Raw genomic sequence first — 20,463 nt, 5'->3', positions numbered from 1 at the left:
GTTTTATCCTCAATTCCCGGAGAAATTAATCGTGTCGAAGCGTCGTGTAGTTGTAACTGGCATGGGTATGCTGACCCCGGTTGGTAATTCTGTTGAATCTTCTTGGAAAGCTTTACAGTCAGGCACTAGCGGTATCAGCACTATTGAACATTTTGATGTTAGCGGTTTCGCGACTCAGTTTGCTGGTATGGTAAAAGACTTTAATTGTGAAGATTACATGTCTAAAAAAGATGCACGTAAAATGGATTTATTTATCCAATACGGTATCGCTGCTGGCGTACAAGCATTTAAAGATTCTGGTATTGAAGTTACTGAAGAAAACGCAGCACGCATTGGCGTTGCTATCGGTTCTGGTATTGGTGGCTTAGGTCTAATTGAAGCTGGCCATCAAGCTTTAATGGAAAAAGGTCCGCGCAAAATTAGCCCGTTCTTTGTTCCTTCAACAATTGTAAATATGATCGCTGTACACATGTCTATCATGTACGGTCTACGTGGTCCAAATATCGCAATCTCTACCGCATGTACGACTGGCCTTCATAACATTGGTCATGCAGCGCGTATGATCGCTTACGGCGATGCAGATGCGATGGTTGCTGGTGGTGCAGAAAAAGCATCAACGCCATTAGGCATGGGCGGTTTCGCAGCAGCAAAAGCACTATCTACTCGTAACGACGATCCTCAAGCGGCTTCTCGTCCATGGGACCAAGATCGCGACGGTTTCGTTCTAGGTGATGGTGCTGGTGTTATCGTGCTAGAAGAGTACGAACACGCAAAAGCACGTGGTGCTAAAATTTACGCTGAGCTTGTAGGCTTTGGTATGAGTGGTGACGCTTACCACATGACTTCACCAAGTGCTGACGGTTCAGGCGGTGCACTAGCAATGGAAGCATGTATTCGTGATGCTGGCATTAATGCTGACCAAATTGGCTACATCAACGCACACGGTACATCAACACCTGCAGGTGACGTTGCTGAAACACTAGGTATCAAACGTGCTATGGGTAGCGCAGTTGATAATGTAATGGTGTCTTCTACTAAATCTATGACAGGTCACCTATTGGGTGCTGCAGGTTCTGTAGAATCAATCATCACTATTCTAAGCCTTGTAGATCAAGTAGTTCCGCCAACAATTAACTTGGAAAATCCAGGTGAAGGTTGTGATCTTGACTACGTTCCAGGTGAAGCGCGTCAAGCAAACCTAGAGTATGCACTATGTAACTCATTTGGTTTCGGTGGTACGAACGGCTCTCTACTATTTAAGAAGATTTAATCGCCATTCGTAACAAATACCATCAGGAAAATCCTTTGATAACCTGATATTATAAGCGGCCCGGTTTCTTTATAGATACCGGGCTGTTTTTTATCTGAAAAAGGATGTTTTATGACGTTTATTAACAGTCAGCAACAGCCGCAATTAGCGATCACCGATCGCGCGACACAATATGGCGATGGCTGTTTTACTACAATAGGCGTTAAACAAGGAAAGTTATTGCTTTGGCCTTTTCATCTTGAGCGCTTGCAGACCACGCTAAAACGATTAGGTATTACAGAGCCTGATTGGGAGCAAGTATTTCTAAAGGCTAATCAACTCGCTCAATCTTTCACTGAACGTGGTGGGGTTAAGATATTAATTAGCCGAGGGAGTGGTGGCCGAGGTTATAGCCCAGTAGGTTGTTGTGATACTCAAGTGATCTTTTCTTCTTTTTCATGGCCTGTTCATTATCAGCAATGGCAGCAAGAGGGGATAACCCTTGGCGTTTGTCAGCAGCATATAGGTTATAGCCCTATGCTTGCTGGTATGAAGCACTTAAATCGCTTAGAGCAGGTGCTTTTAAAACAAGAAGTCGAACAAAATCAGTGGTTAGATGCTGTTGTACTTAATACGAATCAGCATGTGGTCGAAACTACTGCATCTAATTTATTCTGGCGTAAAGGGAATGTCGTCTATACGCCGGATTTAAGCGGATCTGGCGTTGAAGGCGTGATGCGTCGACACATCATTGAATTGCTTTCAACGTTGCCATATTCGTTAGAGTTTGGTGATTATTCATTAGCTGATTTGCTTTGTGCTGATGAAGTCTTTATAACCAATGCGCTAATGGAGCTAGTGCCAGTGAACACCATCAGCACTACTCACTTTCAAGAACAGTTACTACTCGACGTATTACAAAAGAGGCTATATACGTGTTAAAGAAGTTGATTCTTATTGTTTTCATTCTTGCTGCGCTAGCGGCAGGTGCTGCTGGTTGGGCATATACCCAAGTGAAGAACGAGCTGGTTAAGCCCGTAATTAATACTGAGCAGGTAATGTTAACAGTTAAAACAGGGACATCGTTTAGAGGATTAATTAATCAGCTTGTTACAGATAAGGTGATCACTGAATCATCATGGACACGTTGGGTGGGTAAACTCGATCCAAGCTTAACGGATATTAAAGCTGGTACTTATGGTATTGAGTCAAAGCAAACATTGAAACAGGTGCTTGCACTTATTACTTCTGGTAAAGAGTTTCAATATTCGATCACCTTGGTTGAAGGTGAACGTTTTAGTGAATGGCTAAAGCAGATCCAAGCAGCACCAGAATTAAAGCATGTTACAGATAGCATGACAGAGCCTGAAATTGCTAAGGCATTAGGTATTGATAATGTGAAAGTGGAAGGTTATTTGCTACCGAATACCTACCATTACACTGCTGGTACCACTGATCTGGCGATTTTAAAACGTGCTTATACAGCAATGAATAAAGAGCTAGCGAGTGCGTGGGATCAACGTCAAAAAGATCTGCCGTTAAAAGATCCTTATCAAGTATTAATCATGGCATCGATCATTGAAAAAGAAACTGCAGTCCCTGCCGAGCGTGGTTTGGTGGCATCTGTGTTTATGAATCGTCTTCGTAAAGGCATGCCATTACAAACCGATCCAACTGTTATTTACGGTATGGGTGATAAGTACGACGGTAATATTCGTAAAAAAGATCTAAGAACGCCAACACCGTATAACACGTATACCATGAAAGGTTTACCACCAACGCCGATTGCTATGCCGAGTAAGGCATCAGTATTTGCGGCAGTGAACCCAGATACCAGCGACTATTACTACTTTGTTGCCAATGGTAAAGGTGGACACAAATTCTCTACAACTTTGGTTGAGCACAACCGCGCGGTTCGTGCATACCTGCAAACATTAAGAAAACAAGCACAATGATCGGTAAATTTATTGTCATCGAAGGCCTAGAAGGGGCTGGTAAAAGTACAGCAATTAATCAGGTGATGGATACATTAGCTCAGCATGGCATTAATGATCCTGTGTCAACTCGTGAGCCGGGTGGTACACCGCTAGCAGAGCAAATGCGTGCGTTAGTTAAAGAAGGGCATCCTGATGAGCCATTAACAGATATGGCAGAGTTACTACTTCTTTATGCGGCACGTATTCAGCTTGTTGATAATGTTATTAAGCCTGCGCTAAACCAAGGCAAATGGGTGGTAGGCGATCGTCATGATATGTCATCACAAGCGTATCAAGGTGGTGGCCGTGGTTTTGATAAAGCCTTGATGGAAAATCTACGTGATACGGTATTAGGTGATTTTCGTCCTGATCTGACTATCTATATGAATATTGATCCTGAGTTAGGTCTGCAACGAGCACGTGGTCGTGGTGCATTAGATCGCATTGAACAAATGAATATCGATTTCTTCCATCGTGCACGCGCGCGTTTTCTTGAGCTTTCTGAAAATCAACCTAACGTGATCATCATTGATGCAAGCCAAACCTTAGAACAAGTAACAACCGATCTGCGCTCTGCACTTAACACTTGGTTGGAGCAACAATAATATGTTGTACCCATGGCAAGAATCTTTATGGCAAAACTGGCAACAGTTACTGGAGCAACGTCGCTTACACCACGCTATTTTATTATTAGCCGTGAAGGGAAGTGGGCGTGATGTCTTAGCTCGACAACTTGCTAAAACGGTGCTTTGCCAAAACAGTGAAACAGAGCCTTGTGGCGTGTGCCATAGCTGTAAATTGTTTGAAGCTAGTAGCCACCCTGATTTTCATGTGATTAAACCAGAGCAAGAAGGCAAGCAAATCGGTGTTGATGCGGTACGTCAATGTAACCGCTGGGCAACGGAAACATCTCAGCTTAATGGTCAACGTGTGATTTTAATTGAACATGCCGATGCCATGGGTGAAGCGGGTGCGAATGCGATTCTAAAAACATTGGAAGAGCCACCGCAAGGTTGCCAGTTTATTCTAACCGCCCAAAGTTTAGATAGCCTATTACCAACCATTGTTAGCCGTTGTAACAAATGGCGTTTACCTATTCCTGCTGAAGTGAATGTAAAGCAATGGGTTGAACATAAGCTCATGCAATCTATTAAACAGGAGTCAATCCGCCTTAATAGTGGTGCGCCACTTTCCACATTATCGTTTGTTGAAAGTGGCATGGATATTCGTCATGGTAATTTGATCAAAGCGTTTGCTGATTTTCTTCAGCCGCCCAATTTAGGTATCTATGATGTGACGGCACTGTGTACGGCTGACGGTATCGTAACGCTAAAATGGCTGAGTTACTTCTTGGTTGATTGTATAAAGTATCAGCAAGGTGTGAGCGATCATTTTGTTCATGTTGAATCCTTTGCATCAGTGCAGCAGGTGGCATCAAGCGTACCTACAGCGCTATTAATTGATCAATCACGTAAGATTAATACCTTGTATCGCAAGCTTGAACAGCATACTGGGTTGAATATTGAATTGCTTGTTGTTGAGTGGTTAACTGGATTTATTCAAGATTAAGCGTAATATTACTCATTAGCATTTATAGTTATATAAGCAATATTCTGAAATAAAAGAGGAAGGCCCGTGTTAGTCGATTCACATTGTCATCTCGATAAACTCGATTATGAAAAGTTACACACAGGGATTGATGATGTAATTAATAAAGCGAAAGAAAGAGGCGTTGAATACTTTCTTTCTGTTGGGGTAACACTTGCAGCATTTCCAAAAATGATGGAGATGATCGCCCCTTACGATAACGTTTTTGCATCTTGCGGTATTCACCCATTAGATGTTGAGTCAGGCTATAACTACGAACAGTTCAAGGCATTTGCTCAACACGAAAAGGTTGTTGCGATTGGTGAAACAGGTTTGGATTACCATTACCAGCCTGAGACAGCTGAACTGCAGCAAGAGATTTTCCGCCAGCAAGTACGTGTAGCCGTTGAGCTTAATAAGCCTTTGATCATTCATACCCGTATGGCACGTGAAGATACTATGCGTATCTTACGTGAAGAGGGGGCTGAAAAATGTGGCGGTGTACTTCACTGTTTTACCGAATCATTAGAAATGGCGTTAGATGCGATTGAGCTAGGCTTCTACATTTCAATTTCAGGAATTGTGACATTTAATACAGCAAGTGATCTGAAAAATGTGGTGAGCCAATTACCTCTTGATCGTTTACTGGTTGAAACCGATTCACCATTCTTGGCTCCGATTCCATACCGTGGTAAGCAAAATCAACCTGCTTATACACGTGAAGTGGCGCAATACATTGCGTTATTGAAAGGTGTATCAGTTGAAGAAGTAGAAGAAGCTACTACCAATAACTTCTTTACGCTATTTTCATTAGCACAACGCTAATTAGCAGATGAAACAAACAAGAGAGAAGCTTAGGCTTCTCTTTTTTTACTTAAAATATAAAATCAAATGCCACTTATTTATACTTAATTATTACTTATGTAACAGATGTAACTTTTTAATAAAAATGTTATCGAATATCTTCTGACGTTATTATTGATAATAAACATCACTCACAGTGCTGTGTAATTTATGAGCATAGTGTTTATTTTATGGTTATTTGGTTGGTAACGTATCTTAAATAAAATAAATTTCTTAATAATAAAAATAGAGAAATATATAAATCACCTTGTTTTCATTATTGTAAAAATAGTTTTCAGTCATGGTTTGACTTAAAAGCTTATTCTTATCAATCGGTTATGATTTAATGTTTTCCTGTGTTTATTTTATTGTGATCAATGTTTTATATTTTAAATTAATCTTTGATGTATATTGTCGAGCACACTCTGAATCGAGTTTATTTTATTCGATATTATAATGAGTAAAATGCAGTAATTAGTTTAACGAGTCGCTATATCGTTATTATCAAGTTTGTTATTGCTTGCTGGTAATATTGTGCTAATACTCATTGAGTTCCCTAGAATTTATTCATGTAAATAAGCATATAAATAATTCGATACTTATCAACAAGCTAAAATGATAATTAGGTTTAATTAACTAGCCGTATTGGCTTATTAGTTATGGTTTAAATAGAAAGGCAAAAGTTATGTCGAATGGCAATAAAGTTGCAGCAGAAGGAATTCTGAAAGGTATTGGTGGGGCAAGTAACATTAAGTTCTTGTCGTGCTGTGCTACACGTTTACGTTTTGAATTAAATGATTCATCTATTGTTGATAAAGCAGCATTAGATGCCATCCCTGAAGTTATGGGTAGCATTCCACAAAGTGGTGATCGTTACCAAATCGTTGTGGGTGGCGGTGTTGCATCTATGCATAACACGCTAAAGCAAATGATTGAATCAGGTGAAGGCGGTGAAGCACCAGCAGCACCTGCCAATAATGAAAAATCTATTGATGATATTAAAGCTGCTAAGCGCTCAGAAGGTATTCGTGGCAAAGTGGCATGGGTTGATAGCTTTTTTGAATACCTTTCAGATTCATTCCGCCCAATTTTAGGTATTTTACTAGGTGCATCACTGATCATCGCATTGGCTTCAGTGCTAGATGCGCTTCATATCGTTGATTTCCGTGGTGAAAAGTCAGCGGGTTGGATTTTCGTTGATTCAATGTGGCATGCGGTTTTCTACTTCTTGCCAATCATGGTTGCTTATAACGCATCGAAGAAACTGAATGTGGATCCGTGGCTAGGTGCTGCGATCATGGGTGCATTAATGACACCTGAGTTCCACAAGCTATCAACATTAGCGTCAACGACATCAGTAAAAGATGCAACATTAGGTACTGTTGACCATGTTGCGCATATCTTTGGCTTACCAATGCAGCTAAATGATTACTCTGGTAACGTATTCGTACCTTTGATCATGGTGGCTGTGTTAGCGCTTGTTTACCGTTTCTTAAAGAAAATCATTCCTGATAATCTACACATGGTATTCGTACCATTCTTGTCGTTAATTATCATGGTACCGCTAACTGCGTTCTTGATTGGTCCTCTAGGTGTTTGGATTGGTACTTACCTAGGTACAGGTCTAGCATGGTTGAATACTAACGCACCATTCGTGTTTGCGATTCTGATCCCATTACTATACCCATTCCTAGTACCACTAGGTCTACACTGGCCGCTAAATGCCCTAATGCTAATGAATATTCAGACATTAGGTTATGACTTCATTCAAGGTCCTATGGGTGTTTGGAACTTTGCATGTTTCGGTGCAACAGCAGGTGTATTACTGATTGCACTACGTGAGAAGAATGCAGTAATGCGTCAAACAGCATCAGGTGCACTAGCGGCTGGTCTATTCGGTGGTATCTCTGAGCCATCACTATACGGTATCCACCTACGCTTTAAGAAAGTGTACTCTCGTATGCTTCCAGGCTGTCTAGCGGGTGGTCTTGTGATTGCTATTCTTGGTGCACCATACGGTGGTGTGAAGACAACTGCGTTTGCATTTACTTCACTGCTAACCATCCCTGTATTTAACCCTATGTGGGTATACGCAATTGCGATTGCAGTGGCGTTTGCAGTACCTATGCTACTTATCTTCTTCTTCGACTACCGTACGGCAGAAGAAAAAGTGGCTGAAAACAAAAAATAAATCTTATTGTCAAGGTTCAAGCTTGAAGCATGGCTTTGAGTTGAAAAGACAATAAATTAAGAAGGTCGCGTAATGCGACCTTCTTTTATACCCAAGCCACTTCAAATTACCTGGGTATATATGTTAATTAAAGCAATTGATATTTATAGTACTTATAGGTGTTTGAGTTAATCTATAGGGGGATATTTGTACTATTTATAAAATATTGGCAATGAAAGAACTATGATACTATATTAGCTATTCATTAAACGCTCTTCTTAATTATTCACGCCTAATACGCCTTCTAAATTGATAAAACAATCCTTCATGTTACATAGCGTTACAATTGTTGCTTTTGTGAAATAAATATGCAGTTCCATTATTGTTTTATTTATTATTAATTTCTTAATTATCAACACCTTAAATTTTAACTCCTTGTTTTTAACAGATGTAACTGGCTGTGATCATGCTTATATTTTGCAATATTAGTCATCGATGTAATTAGTAAATATGACATTCATCAAGTTATATTAGCCGCCGCATCCTATACTGATGCCGAAATAGCAAAAAATAGAGACTAACATTATGACTACGGGGGTATGTCGTTAGTGTCTATGTTATTTCAACCAATATTGTACTCAGGAGCACAATGTTCACTAACGTATCAATTCGCCTCGGTGATTTGAGCTTGTCTCGTATACGTAAGTGTTCATTACTACGCTTATTGAAGTAAAAATAATGTTAAAAAAGACCAATCAAGTCTGAGTTATTTTTTGATACAAGTTTAGATCCCATATCGAGGAGATAAGGTAATGAAAGCCTTCTTTAGTAAACTGTCGCAAGCTGTAATGCTGCCGATAGCACTACTACCAGCAGCCGGTATTATGCTTGGCCTAGGTGGTAGCTTCACCAACCAAAGTATGATCGACGCATACAACATTGGTATTTTGCAAGACGGAACACTTTTAAATAGTTTCTTACAGGTTATGACCGCAGCGGGCGGTATCGTTTTTGCAAACCTACCATTAATGTTCGCATTAGCGATTGCTATTGGTTTTGCGCGTGCTGAAAAAGGTGCAGCAGCACTAGCAGCAACAATTTCATACTTAGTAATGAACGTTGCAATTGCGAAAACGCTTTCTGTTGCTGGCATGGTAGATACCACTAACAACACTGTTGTGTTAATGGGTAACCATTACGCTGGCGTGTTAGCAGACGTACTAGGCATTCAAAATACGCTAAGTATGGGTGTGTTTGGCGGTCTGATCGCTGGTGGTATCACTGTTATTCTGCATAACAAATACCATGACGTTAAACTGCCTGAATTCCTAGGCTTCTTCGGTGGCGCGCGTTTCGTTCCTATCGTAAGTGCATTCTCTGCATTGTTCTACGGTATTGCGCTAGTATTCGTATGGCCTTACATCGGTGCTGCATTCGGTTCTATCGGTGCAACACTGGGTGAAATGACTGCATCTGGTCACGGTTACATTGCATCATTCATCTTCGGTATTATTGAGCGTGCGCTTATCCCTGTTGGTCTACACCACGTATTCTATCTTCCACTATGGCAGACAGAGATCGGTGGTACAGCTGAAATCGCTGGTCAAGTTTACAAAGGTACACAAAACATCTTCTTTGGCTCTCTAGCTAATGGTGATTACTCTCAGTTCTCTTCAACTAACTTCATGACAGGTAAATTCCCATTCATGATGTTCGGTCTACCAGCTGCTGCATACGCAATGTACACACTAGCTGATAAAGAGAATAAGAAAGAAGTAGGTGGTCTATTGTTCTCTGTTGCGCTAACAGCGTTCCTAACAGGTATTACAGAGCCAATCGAGTTCACATTCCTATTCCTATCTGCACCGCTTTACTACTTCATCCACGTGCCACTAGCAGGTCTATCATTCATGATCATGGACTTACTAAACGTGAAAGTAGGTATGACGTTCAGTGGTGGTTTCATTGACTTCGCACTATTCGGCATGCTTCCTGGCCTAACGGGTACTGAGAACCATTGGTACTACATCCCACTACTAGGTCTAATTTACGGTCCTGTGTACTTCTTGTTGTTCCGTTGGTTTATCGTGAAGTTCGATATCAAGACGCCTGGTCGTAAAGGTAGTGCTGTAGCGGTTGTTCGTAAGAAAGATTACCAAGAAGCAAAAGCGGGCGGTGCTGACGACAGTCAAGTTGATGAGATGATCGAAGCGCTAGGTGGTAAAGATAACATCGTTGACGTTGATGCATGTATTACACGTCTACGTATCACAGTTAAAGATGGTGACTTGGTTAAAGACAACAAGTACTGGACTGAAAACCTAGGTGCGAAAGGCTTAGTGAAAGTAGGTGGTACAGGTATCCAAGCTATCTACGGTGCACAAGCGGCTGGCTTTAAAGCACAAATTAACTCGAAACTAGGTAAGTAATTAGTGATGAGTAGCTTTTCGTTAAAATATAGGCGTGTCGGTACATTCATGATTGATATGGCTATCGTGCAGATGTTTGCAATGATTGCCAAAGATATCTTCCTTGGTGTGATTGGTTATATCACCAATGGCACAGGGGTCACCTTATCGCTTAACGATACGATGGCGCTACCAGTGTTGTTACTGTTAATTATTGGCATCATGGCGTTATTTATTGGTGTCTTTATGGGTTATCACTGGTTGTGTTACCGTTTACTAGGTACGTCATTATCACGTGCGTTGTTAAGCGTGAAAGTGGTATCTAGTGACGATGAGCTACTCACTAAGCAACGTTACTTAAAACGTGAGTTTGATAAGATTTATCTTTGTATTGCTACACTGGGCTTGTACCCCCTCTACGCTGGTGTGCAATACCTTACGTTTACCAATCCACCTTGGCATGACAAGAAAAATCATACTAATGTGGTAGAGCGTTAAAATGAAAACCGCAGCAAGAGCTGCGGTTTTTTTATATTTGTATTTATTGGGAAGCGGGTTCAGAGAGATAAGAAAAACAGAATAAATACAGGCACGAGCAAGCTAAGAATAAAACCACTGACAATCGCAATTGGCACACAACGAACACCGCCCGTGTTTTGGATCACAGGCAGAGTAAAGTCCATTGCCGTTGCCCCTGCATAGCCAATTGCTGTATTAGGGTAGCGATGAATAAGCAGTGGGATCAGCATAAGTGCAAGCATTTCACGTAGCAGTTCATTAAGAAAAGCGGCACCACCAAATACACTTCCTAAACCATCACCAATCAAAATACCTGCCAGTGAATACCAACCAAATCCTGATGCCATGGCTAAACCATGAGTAATTGGAATATCAAGGATCAGCGCAGCAATGATCCCGCCAGTAAACGAAGTCACAATGATCACTGCCGCAATAATGATGCCTTTTTTGTTTAGTACGATTTGTTTGAGTGTCATGCCGCTGTTACGCAGCTGGATCCCTATAAAGAAAAGCAAAAGAAGTAAAATCGCTTCACTGGCTTGATCAACCCAACTTAAATCAATATCAAGCACTAAGCCGACAATTAATCCTGCCGCAACAACAAAGACTAACTTAATCGATTCCATCATCATTTTGCTCATGGGTAGATGGTGATGACCATCAACGGTTGCGGTAGGCCATAAGCGGTCTAAAAAGGGTAATGCTGCTAAGTTACACACGCTAATTGCAATAAAGAACGTAGCGGTATAAATCAATATTTGGCTCAGGTTTTGACTAAGATTATCAAGTGCCGCAAGACTTAATCCCATAAGCGTTAGAATAACTAGAACCAGTCGACTTGTTTGAGTATTAATAAAGTCGAGGTGCTTTTTATTATGGACAGGAATGAGGTAGCCAATAATAAGTGGCAAAAAAATCAATAAGATCCCTGAAAACATATCAATCCTTAAATGTAATCATCGGGTGTGATGGTCTGTGATAGTGGATGTGTTTATCTAAACAAGCTAACGCAGTGATATTGATGCGCTTTGTTTACATTTTTAACATAATGGAAATGTAACACAGCAGCGAAGTGTGAGTATAGAGGGAGAAGCTGGTGGGTAAATAAAAAGCCCATCACGATAGATGGGCTAGAGCATTAAAAACCGCTTTCACGAGCGATGTTTTTAACTCGCTGGTGGAATTCTTCATTAGGGAGATTAGTTAGCTCGTACATGACTTCAGCGCCGAGTAAATCCAGCTCGACGTCATTTTCATCAATGGCTTCATCATCATTTTTGAACAACAACAAATGGTGAGCCATACGGGCAATATCTAGATAAGTCGGTGAGTCTTGTTGTGTACTGTACGCCATACGTTTGTTCGAGGCGATTTCAAGATAGTCATCATCAAATCCCCACTCTTTAAGTACCACCAAACTTGTCTGCGTACAGGTTTCTTTGAAGATAAATTTGGCAATATTAATGTCTAAGTAATTACCATCTTTTAAATAGTTTAGATATTCATAAATCAAACTAAAGACACCAATATCAGCTAATAAACCAGTGAGTAGGGCTTTTTCAGGTTCAAGCTTAAGTGGTTTTTCACTGTGCTTAATCAGTGTTTGGCAAATCAGTGCCATGGTGCCAGCAAACAGACGGGAGCGTATCGCACTTTGGTTAAGTAGCTGGTTACATTCTATATTTTCTGTCTGGCTTTTTCGTAATTCAGCAATGGTTTGAGCGGTTGCAATATCTCGGACACGGAGTAAACCTAAACGAGAAACGGCAGTCAGTAAATCATTACAAACAACATTGCGACGATTGAATAAAACAGTATTAGAGGTACGAATAATGGTGGCAGTTAAAGCAGGATCGTCGAGCAGTAAATCGGCAACATCATGGATCGTTGTATCATCGTTATTACAAAGTTGGTGCAGCTTGATTAAAACATTTGGGATCGGAGGAAGGGTAAGTTTATTTTGTTGCGCAGATTGTTTTACCAAGTTACAAAACTCAGATTCTAGCGCTTTTACTTGATGATCACGGCTATGCTTTAACCAGAAAAAAGATAAATGTGACATGTAAAACTAATATTATAAGACATTTTCGAAATTCTAACGTTTTCTCGAGTTATCGAGTAGTTTGTCACGTAATTTATTTGAAGTGAGTTGCTTATAATTAACAAATTACGGATTGATATCTCATTAATAAATCAAATTTTTATCTTGTAGCAACTTCATGAGGAAGCGAATAGCCAGTTTCGGGTTTTCTTGATGGATCAATAATTGTTTGTATTTCACATCAATAGGAAGGACTTCAATCCAGCGTTGACAGACCCATGTCATGTCACTGTATTTGGGCTCTGCGTAAAGCTCTCCTAGATCAGGAACGGTAGCATGTAACTGCTTTAATTTATCTGCTAAGTATTGATTTGCTGAAGTAGCAGGGAACGGCGGCCAAACAAAATAAGGGGCGCAATCTGCGATAAGAAGATGGTCAAAATCCACATGGATCTTCGCGATCCTTAAAATATCAATGCCCTCAACGGTGATCCCCAGCAAATCCCCTTCTAAACGATGAAAGTCAATAATTTGAACACGGGTTGTCAGCGCAGGAACTTCAGTTATTTCACTCTCTTCTCGATTGCTATCAATCATCGCCATCAAAAAGCCCTCATTGGACGATAAGGCTTCCTTTACCATCCTTATATGACGGGCTTGAGCGATGGTTAGCTTGGCTCGTCCTTTGGGTAAAAGGTGATCGGTATGGGGAAGAAGAGGGATTTTCATCATAGCTATAGCGAATACCATTAATAAGACTGAATATTTTAAAGATAGTCGTCGCTGATAATAATGATGATAAGAGATGCAACCGATTATTGATTCTTGCGTGATAAAAGCTGCAAATCTATTTTGATTACATTATTTTGCGACAAAAAATATGCGAGTAATCTCATATTTGAGTGATGGTTATTTAATCCATTGTATGTAAAAGCATACAATTGCTCCGTCGAATAATTGACAATGTAATCTATTGTTTGGCTAGGTTATTTGACGTGTTTGGAATAATTGATTATCACCGAGTTATGGAGAATTAGTTGTGACATCACTTAAGGACGATTACTTAAACTATTTAAATAAATTCGGAGAACAAGAAAAGCGATCCATGTTTGGTGGTACGGGTGTGTTTATTGATGGGGCAATGTTTGCCATTGTGACCCCAGCGTCTATGTATATCCGTGGCGGCGAAAAATTGGATCCACAATTAGTAAAGTTAGGATGCTCAAAGTTTAAACATATTAAAAAAAGTAAAACTGCAACCGTGAACTACTACGAGATAAGAGAGCTTTTTGAAAAAGATCCACAAACGTGTAGTGAATTGGTTGCTAAATCAATTGAGTTCTCATGTAAGGATAAAGCGTATAAGCAGTCTGGTGCGAATAAGCGTCTACGTGATTTACCGAATATGAGATTGACGTTAGAGCGTATGGTGAAAAAAGCAGGTGTGTTGGATGTTGCTGCTTTTCTGGAGTTAGGTGCGTTAAATGTTTACCGAAAAGTGTGTGAACATAACGGACAAGAGCTCGATCGTAAGCTGTTATGGATTTTTGCTGGTGCGGTAGAAGGTTGTCATTGGCAATTATTAACCGATGATTTTAAAGAAAATCTACTAGAGCAATACCACTGCGTCGCTAATTAATTGATAAATGTCGGGGTATAGCATTTTAGTGCTGAGCCCCGTTCATTTTCTTGTTATGCTTGCTACACGATTTTTTATGTGGCGGTATTATGCAACTCTCTAACCTGTCTGGTTCAGTCCTCTCTGGTTTACATTGCTTCCTTATTGCAGCTGAGCAAATGAGCTTCACCCGTGCTGCTGAAGTTTTATTTTTAACACAAAGTGCAGTAAGCCATAAAATCAAAAACCTTGAAGAAGCTCTAGGTGTACAGCTCTTTATTCGTCAGCCTCGTAAGTTGCTCCTGACTGATGAAGGTGTGCGATTAAAGCAAGTGTTAGCGGCTAATTTTGGTGATATTGCCCATGAAATTCGCGACCTAAAAAATGTTGAATTAAGCGGTGATATTAATATTTCTGTTCCTCCCACTTTTGCTCAAACCTGGCTGTTACCACGCTTAAAATCCTTTATCGATCTTTACCCTGCACTACGTATTCATTTACGAACACGAAACGATTTGGTGGATTTTCAAACGGAAAGTTTTGATTGTGCGATTTACTTTGGCAAAGGTGAATATCAAGGATTACATACTTGCAAGTTGATGGATGAATCCATGCAGCCAGTATGTAGTCATGATTATGCAGTAGCGCATAACTTATATGATCATCCCGAAAGCTTAATGAGTTGTTTACTATTACATGATGCAGCACCGTGGGCGAGAGCTGGACGTAATGATGAGTGGCAATTATGGGCAGAGCAATACGGTATTCAATTGCCAGAATCTGAATGTACTTTTGATCGTTCAGATCTTGCGTTGCAAGCGGCAGAGTGTGGAATGGGAGTGGCAATGGGAAGACAATCTTTCATTGCAGAAAAACTTGCCCAACAACGATTAGTAATACCGTTTGATATGATGACCAGCTCACCGTTTAGCTACTATGTTGTGTGTCGACATAACATGCAGAACACGCCAAAAATTAAAGCATTTCGAGACTGGTTATTTAGCGAAATTAATGCTGAATATTCAAATTAAAGCGTTACAAAGTCAGTCTGTAGCTGAGTAATAAACAGTCGCTAACAGGTTAATGTTAGCGACTTTTTTGCATTATAAGCTTAGTTTAATACTTCGTTATCTGATTTTTTATCTTGCTCAAAATCAGATAAATTTTGCAATGTGGTTTCTGCAATATTGCCAAGGGCTTCTTCAGTTAAGAATGCTTGGTGACCAGTAAATAGTACGTTATGACAAGATGATAAGCGGCGGAAGACATCATCTTGGATCACATCATTAGACTTGTCTTGGAAGAATAAATCTTTTTCGTTCTCGTAAACGTCTACACCTAGCGCGCCGATACGACGAGATTTCAACGCTTCAATAGCATCGCTTGAATTGATTAGTCCACCACGGCTGGTATTAATGATCATGACACCATCTTTCATTTTGTCGAAAGCCGCTTTATCAAGCATATGATAGTTTTCTTCTGACATAGGGCAGTGCAATGTGATCACATCTGCTACCTTGTAAATCTCATCAAGGCTTGCGTAAGTAACCCCTAATTCAACCGCTGCAGGGTTTGGGTATGGGTCAAAGGCTAAGATATTCATACCAAAGCCTTTAAGAACTCGGATCGTAGCTAAACCAATTTTACTGGTACCAATAACACCGACTGTTCTTCCGTGGAAGTTATAACCAGTTAAACCATCAAGGGAGAAGTTAGCATCACGAGTACGCTGGTATGCGCGGTGAATATGACGATTAAGACTCAGCATTAAGCCTAGTGTGTGTTCTGCAATAGATTCTGGCGAGTATGCTGGTACACGCACGATCTGCATTCCCAGTTTTTTCGCTTCTTCTAAATCGACTAAGTCAAAGCCTGCACAGCGCATTGCAATGACTTTAATACCCTTTTTTGCTAAACACCTTAGGGTTGGCGCACTAAGATCATCATTAACAAAGGCACAAACGGCATCAAAACCTTCACTCATTTTGGCGGTTTGTTCATTAAGTGGAAAATCAAAGTAAGTAATATCGTGACCGAATTGTTGATTCATTTTAGAGAAGGACTCTTCGTCATACTTCTTGGCGCTAAAGAGTGCGATTTTCATAAGACTGACTACCTTAATAAACATAATTATTATTTGTATTTATCAATACCATATCAAATAACTCAACTATTGACATAAAAAAGGATCAAAAAGACAAATTGCAAACTTGATCTGTTTTCTTATTAATCAGTGAGTTCTAGTTGACGTAAGCCCTGTAAAAAGTTGATGATGTGGCAATTCATTTGCACTTAAATTTTATTAATCAGGATTCAATATGTTGTTGAAGAACGTTGTTGCAGGAGCAGGTGCGGTTGCAGTGATCCTTTGTTTACCATTGGCGACAGGCCAAATTGGTGAAAGCTTATACATGGGCGCAATTAAGAACTATCACAGCCCATATATGACGATCACTAATCAAAGTTTTGAGCGTGGTTACTTATCGTCTGATGCCATATCTCGTATTGAGCTGAAAGATACGTTAAAAACGACGTTTGAAAATGAAGGGTTACCAACAACATGGCTGGTTAAGCATCATATTAAAAATGGTTTTCTTGGTGTTAAATCTACCAGTGAGCTAGAGATTGATAAGAGTGTTGAGCCTACTATTAAAGAGATCTGGGGTGAGAATGTTCAGCCAATCACTTTAGTGACGGATTCATCGCTAACGGGCAATACTGATTTCACCATGACTATCAGTCCAGTTAATTACCAACAGGCAGACGCTTCTGTTAAGAGCCAAGCATTCACACTTCAAGGTAGTGCAGATACCAAAGGTGCAGGTGATTTCAGCTATTCATTACCAACACTGAATGTGAAAACAGACAGTGGTGAGACCATGCAAGTGACTAATCTTGATGGTAAAGGCAACGGTCACATGCAAGGTAATTTCTGGATTGGTGAGCAAACTTTCACTTTAGGTAAAGCGAACTTTGCTTCTTTTGATAATCAACATCACGTTGAGCTTGATGGCATGAATGTCGTGATGAAGAACGAGCTAAGCCAACCAAAAGATGAGAAATCGCCAACAGAAGAAACTCAGCAAGTAACTAACATTAATAATGTGTCAGTGAAAAAAATTGTGACGCTTGATGGTCATGAATACACAGACTTTAACTTTGCGTTAGCACTGAAAGACATAAACTACAAAGCGATAAGTCGTTTAGCAGCAATGGAAGAAGTGACTAACCAAGAGCAGCAACAACAGCAAGTGCAAGAAGCCATGTTGGCACTTGATCTGCTGGTGGCTAAAGGTGCAACAGTTGATTTATCTGATCTCAGCGTGATGACGAAGCAAGGTAAAGTGAATGCATCACTGTTACTTGAACTTCAGCCTGGTTTAGCGCGCGCGTCAGAAAACTTAGCGGCATTGCCAGGTAAATTAGCGGGTAATGTGAATATTGCAATGCCAAAAGGTTTTGTTGCTAATGAACCGTTGTTAGCAGAGCAAATTCCAAGCCTGTTGAAGCAAAAAATGATCACTGAAGATCAAGATAGTTACCAGTTAACAGTGAAGATTGAAAACTCACAGTTAGTTTTTGGCTCTGGCCTTAAGATCCCATTGGCTATGCTATCTATGTTAATGATGCACTAATCAATACGTAGGTTTTATCGTGAAAAGCGTCTCTGTTTAGAGGCGCTTTTTTGTATCTGAGTGTATGCAAATGTATTACTTTTGAGTCAGATCACATTACTTGTTGATAAAAATACAAATTCTAATTTAGTAATTTCAAAGAATATGGACTTTACTTGTATGTATGGGACAGGTTTTTAGCCAAAATAATAATAAAGCTTGTCAGTCAATCGTTACTCAAAAGGGTGTTTGGGGGATATATGGAATCATTAAAAGTAAAAGATTATATGAATGTCCGCCCAGTGACATTTAGCGAATCAATGTCATTATCTGTTGCGCTCGACAAGCTTTTAACAGCAAAACAAATTGGCGGACCTGTGGTCAATGAATTCAAACAGGTGGTTGGGTTTATTTCTGAGCAAGATATGCTTCACAGGCTGTTACATGTCGGTTACCACTGCCAAGACTCTCATACTGTGAAAGATTGTATGCATAGCAATGTACTCACCGTGACCGGGGAAGATTCAATTATTGAATTAGCCCAAATCATGACAGGGCAAAAGCCGAAAATTTATCCTGTTGTAGATAACGGGCAACTTCAAGGCGTGATCACGCGTCGAGACGTCCTCACAGCCATTAGTAACCAAATTGGGGATAGCTTTAAACATCCCTTATGATTGTTTATCATTAACAACCCAGTAAAGTTAATGAAGGCGCTTATTAGCGCCTTTTTTCGTCATTGGTCGCGTCATTAAAATAATAAAGATCAGTGATAGTTTGTGAGAAAGAGGTCTATATTGAAACAGCATTCTGAACAAGAAACAGCGTCTACCCATCAAGCCAAGTTTGTGACTGGATCACCGATGAAACATATCGTGGTGATGTCGGGTACAGGCGCAATTGGCTTAATGGCACTGTTTCTGGTCGATTTACTTGATATGTTCTTCATCAGTTTATTAGGTGAAGTTGAACTTGCCGCTGCAATTGGTTTTGCGGGTACTCTGGTTTTCTTTTCAACATCCATTTCCATTGGTACATCTATCGCAGCTGGCGCATTAGTGTCCCGTGCGCTTGGTCGAAATGATCGTGAACATGCTAAAAGTATGGCAACTAATGTCATGTTGTTTGCGGTATTGATAAGTGTTGTAATGGTTTCTTTGATGCTATGGCAATTGCCGTTGTTACTCGATCTTATTGGCGCAAAAGGGCATGTGGCAGAGGCTGCCAGCCAATACCTAACGATTTTATTACCTAGCGCACCACTGATTGCTGTTTCCATGGCGGCAGGTGCAGCATTGCGTGGTGTGGGGGATGCAAGACGTTCAATGATTGCGACCTTAATTGGTGGCGCTGTTAATGCTGTGCTGGATCCTTTATTTATCTTTGGTTTTTCAATGGGGATCCAAGGTGCAGCAATAGCTTCTGTATTTGCGCGTTTAGCCGTGATGCTATTTTCGCTTTATGCGGTGATTTATAAACATCAGCTATTAGCAAAACCTGATTTTACAGGATTCAAACAAGCTATTCCGACTGTCGCTAAAATCGCCTTTCCAGCGATCTTAACTAACACCGCAACTCCGATTGGTAATGCGGTGGTGACCAGTAATATTGCCCAGTTTGGTGAGAATTTTGTTGCAGGTTACGCAGTCATTGGTCGAATTATGCCTGTCTGTTTTGCTTTGGTTTTCTCGCTATCAGGCGCTGTTGGCCCAATTATCGGGCAGAACTTTGGTGCTGAGCGTTGGGATCGTATTCAGTTAATCTTACGCGATGCGATGATCTTTACCGCCGCCTACTGTGTAGTAGTGTCGCTGGCGCTATGGGCAGGACAAGGCTACCTCATTTCAATATTTAGCTTAACCTGTGATGCTGCTGAAATTGTTGGGGTATTTTGTACCTTTATTGCCGTGACCTTTATCTTTAATGGCGCACTGTTTGTGGCAAATGCTGCGTTTAATAATTTGAACCGTCCTACATGGTCAACAGCATTAAATATGGGTAAAGCGACGATTGGTACGATTCCGTTTGTGCTTATTGGTGGTCATTTAGCGGGTGCCAGTGGTGTACTTATCGGTCAGGCTGTTGGCTCGGTTGTGTTTGGTATTTTAGGTTTCACTTTAATTATTCAACAAGTGAAGAAAATGGGCGTGGCTCATGAGCATCAAGATATTGAAGATAACGAGAGTTTAGAGCCTGCTGTTCCTATTACGCCATTTTGTTCTTCTCGTACCTATATGGGTACTGATGGGGTATTGGAAGAGGTGATAAATAGCGAGACAGAAATAGACAGTGAAAAGAGTGAAACAAAAAAGTCATAAAGTAGCGTTCAATCACAGTAAATCGATAACTGTGATTGAACCGAAATTTTTCAATTATGGCGTTTCATTTATTGGCAGAAAAAGCCGAATTTAATGCCCGCAAACTTTGCAAAAAAACTT

18 protein-coding genes are annotated in these 20,463 nt (G+C 40.4%); 14 read left to right on the top strand and 4 right to left on the bottom strand.

The annotated features are described in order from the left end of the window. Positions 1–31: 31 nt before the first annotated feature. The 9 genes from fabF (at position 32) to Q7674_RS16875 (ending at position 10,731) form a co-directional block, all read left to right on the top strand. Positions 32–1,270 carry a beta-ketoacyl-ACP synthase II gene (gene fabF / locus Q7674_RS16915; RefSeq protein ID WP_305422909.1) on the top strand — a complete coding sequence of 413 codons (1,239 nt, stop codon included), beginning with the start codon at positions 32–34 and terminating at the stop codon, positions 1,268–1,270. A gap of 111 nt (positions 1,271–1,381) precedes the next feature. Continuing rightward, positions 1,382–2,191 (top strand): aminodeoxychorismate lyase, encoded by an 810-nt coding sequence (gene pabC, locus Q7674_RS16910; protein WP_045065420.1) that lies wholly within the window; start codon positions 1,382–1,384, stop codon positions 2,189–2,191. Next, on the top strand, positions 2,185–3,204 hold the full coding sequence (gene mltG / locus Q7674_RS16905) for an endolytic transglycosylase MltG (RefSeq protein WP_045065418.1): 1,020 nt from the start codon (positions 2,185–2,187) through the stop codon (positions 3,202–3,204). Before pabC ends, mltG begins: the two co-directional genes overlap by 7 nt. Beyond that, complete coding sequence (tmk, locus tag Q7674_RS16900) at positions 3,201–3,830, top strand: dTMP kinase (protein WP_045065416.1); 630 nt, start codon at positions 3,201–3,203, stop codon at positions 3,828–3,830. Before mltG ends, tmk begins: the two co-directional genes overlap by 4 nt. 1 nt (position 3,831) lies before the next feature. Further along, the gene (gene holB, locus Q7674_RS16895; RefSeq protein ID WP_045065414.1) at positions 3,832–4,794 is read left to right on the top strand and encodes a DNA polymerase III subunit delta'; all 963 of its coding nucleotides are present in this window, start codon (positions 3,832–3,834) and stop codon (positions 4,792–4,794) included. Between the two features lie 66 nt (positions 4,795–4,860). Continuing rightward, a complete protein-coding gene (locus Q7674_RS16890; protein WP_045065412.1) occupies positions 4,861–5,637 on the top strand; it encodes a TatD family hydrolase in 777 nt (258 codons plus the stop codon). Between the two features lie 703 nt (positions 5,638–6,340). Further along, entirely contained in the window at positions 6,341–7,846 is a 1,506-nt protein-coding gene (locus Q7674_RS16885; protein WP_305422906.1) for a PTS transporter subunit EIIC, read from the top strand. Positions 7,847–8,637: 791 nt separating this feature from the next. Beyond that, the gene (locus tag Q7674_RS16880; RefSeq protein WP_045065409.1) at positions 8,638–10,254 is read left to right on the top strand and encodes a PTS transporter subunit EIIC; all 1,617 of its coding nucleotides are present in this window, start codon (positions 8,638–8,640) and stop codon (positions 10,252–10,254) included. Between the two features lie 48 nt (positions 10,255–10,302). Further along, positions 10,303–10,731, top strand: coding sequence for an RDD family protein (locus Q7674_RS16875; RefSeq protein WP_230625706.1), 429 nt, complete (start codon positions 10,303–10,305; stop codon positions 10,729–10,731). Between the two features lie 59 nt (positions 10,732–10,790). Here the strand turns inward: Q7674_RS16875 and Q7674_RS16870 are convergent, their stop codons facing one another. The 3 genes from Q7674_RS16870 to Q7674_RS16860 all read right to left on the bottom strand — a co-directional run bounded on the left by Q7674_RS16870 (position 10,791) and on the right by Q7674_RS16860 (position 13,525). After that, positions 10,791–11,690, bottom strand: coding sequence for a LysO family transporter (locus Q7674_RS16870; protein WP_045065407.1), 900 nt, complete (start codon positions 11,688–11,690; stop codon positions 10,791–10,793). A 200-nt stretch (positions 11,691–11,890) separates the two neighbouring features. Continuing rightward, positions 11,891–12,814, bottom strand: a complete 924-nt coding sequence (locus Q7674_RS16865) for an HDOD domain-containing protein (protein ID WP_023931716.1) — start codon at positions 12,812–12,814, stop codon at positions 11,891–11,893. 123 nt (positions 12,815–12,937) lie between these two features. Beyond that, complete coding sequence (locus Q7674_RS16860; RefSeq protein WP_045065405.1) at positions 12,938–13,525, bottom strand: LON peptidase substrate-binding domain-containing protein; 588 nt, start codon at positions 13,523–13,525, stop codon at positions 12,938–12,940. 307 nt (positions 13,526–13,832) lie between these two features. On the opposite strand from Q7674_RS16860, the gene Q7674_RS16855 reads away from it, so the two are divergent. Together Q7674_RS16855 and dsdC are read left to right on the top strand one after the other, a co-directional pair. Continuing rightward, positions 13,833–14,432 (top strand): TfoX/Sxy family DNA transformation protein, encoded by a 600-nt coding sequence (locus tag Q7674_RS16855; protein ID WP_008987474.1) that lies wholly within the window; start codon positions 13,833–13,835, stop codon positions 14,430–14,432. 89 nt (positions 14,433–14,521) lie between these two features. Beyond that, positions 14,522–15,442, top strand: coding sequence for a DNA-binding transcriptional regulator DsdC (dsdC, locus tag Q7674_RS16850; RefSeq protein WP_045065404.1), 921 nt, complete (start codon positions 14,522–14,524; stop codon positions 15,440–15,442). An 80-nt stretch (positions 15,443–15,522) separates the two neighbouring features. On the opposite strand, the gene Q7674_RS16845 is transcribed toward dsdC, so the two are convergent. Continuing rightward, the gene (locus Q7674_RS16845) at positions 15,523–16,515 is read right to left on the bottom strand and encodes a 2-hydroxyacid dehydrogenase (RefSeq protein ID WP_305422903.1); all 993 of its coding nucleotides are present in this window, start codon (positions 16,513–16,515) and stop codon (positions 15,523–15,525) included. Positions 16,516–16,729: 214 nt separating this feature from the next. On the opposite strand from Q7674_RS16845, the gene Q7674_RS16840 reads away from it, so the two are divergent. The 3 genes from Q7674_RS16840 to Q7674_RS16830 all read left to right on the top strand — a co-directional run bounded on the left by Q7674_RS16840 (position 16,730) and on the right by Q7674_RS16830 (position 20,343). Continuing rightward, positions 16,730–18,046 carry a DUF945 family protein gene (locus tag Q7674_RS16840; RefSeq protein WP_305422901.1) on the top strand — a complete coding sequence of 439 codons (1,317 nt, stop codon included), beginning with the start codon at positions 16,730–16,732 and terminating at the stop codon, positions 18,044–18,046. A 239-nt stretch (positions 18,047–18,285) separates the two neighbouring features. Further along, on the top strand, positions 18,286–18,702 hold the full coding sequence (locus Q7674_RS16835) for a CBS domain-containing protein (protein WP_045065399.1): 417 nt from the start codon (positions 18,286–18,288) through the stop codon (positions 18,700–18,702). A gap of 204 nt (positions 18,703–18,906) precedes the next feature. Next, complete coding sequence (locus Q7674_RS16830) at positions 18,907–20,343, top strand: MATE family efflux transporter (protein WP_305424149.1); 1,437 nt, start codon at positions 18,907–18,909, stop codon at positions 20,341–20,343. Positions 20,344–20,463: the final 120 nt, after the last annotated feature.

The sequence above is a fragment of the Photobacterium leiognathi genome, from assembly GCF_030685535.1.
Lineage (GTDB): Bacteria > Pseudomonadota > Gammaproteobacteria > Enterobacterales > Vibrionaceae > Photobacterium > Photobacterium leiognathi.
This window is presented reverse-complemented; position numbering and strand designations above follow the sequence as displayed.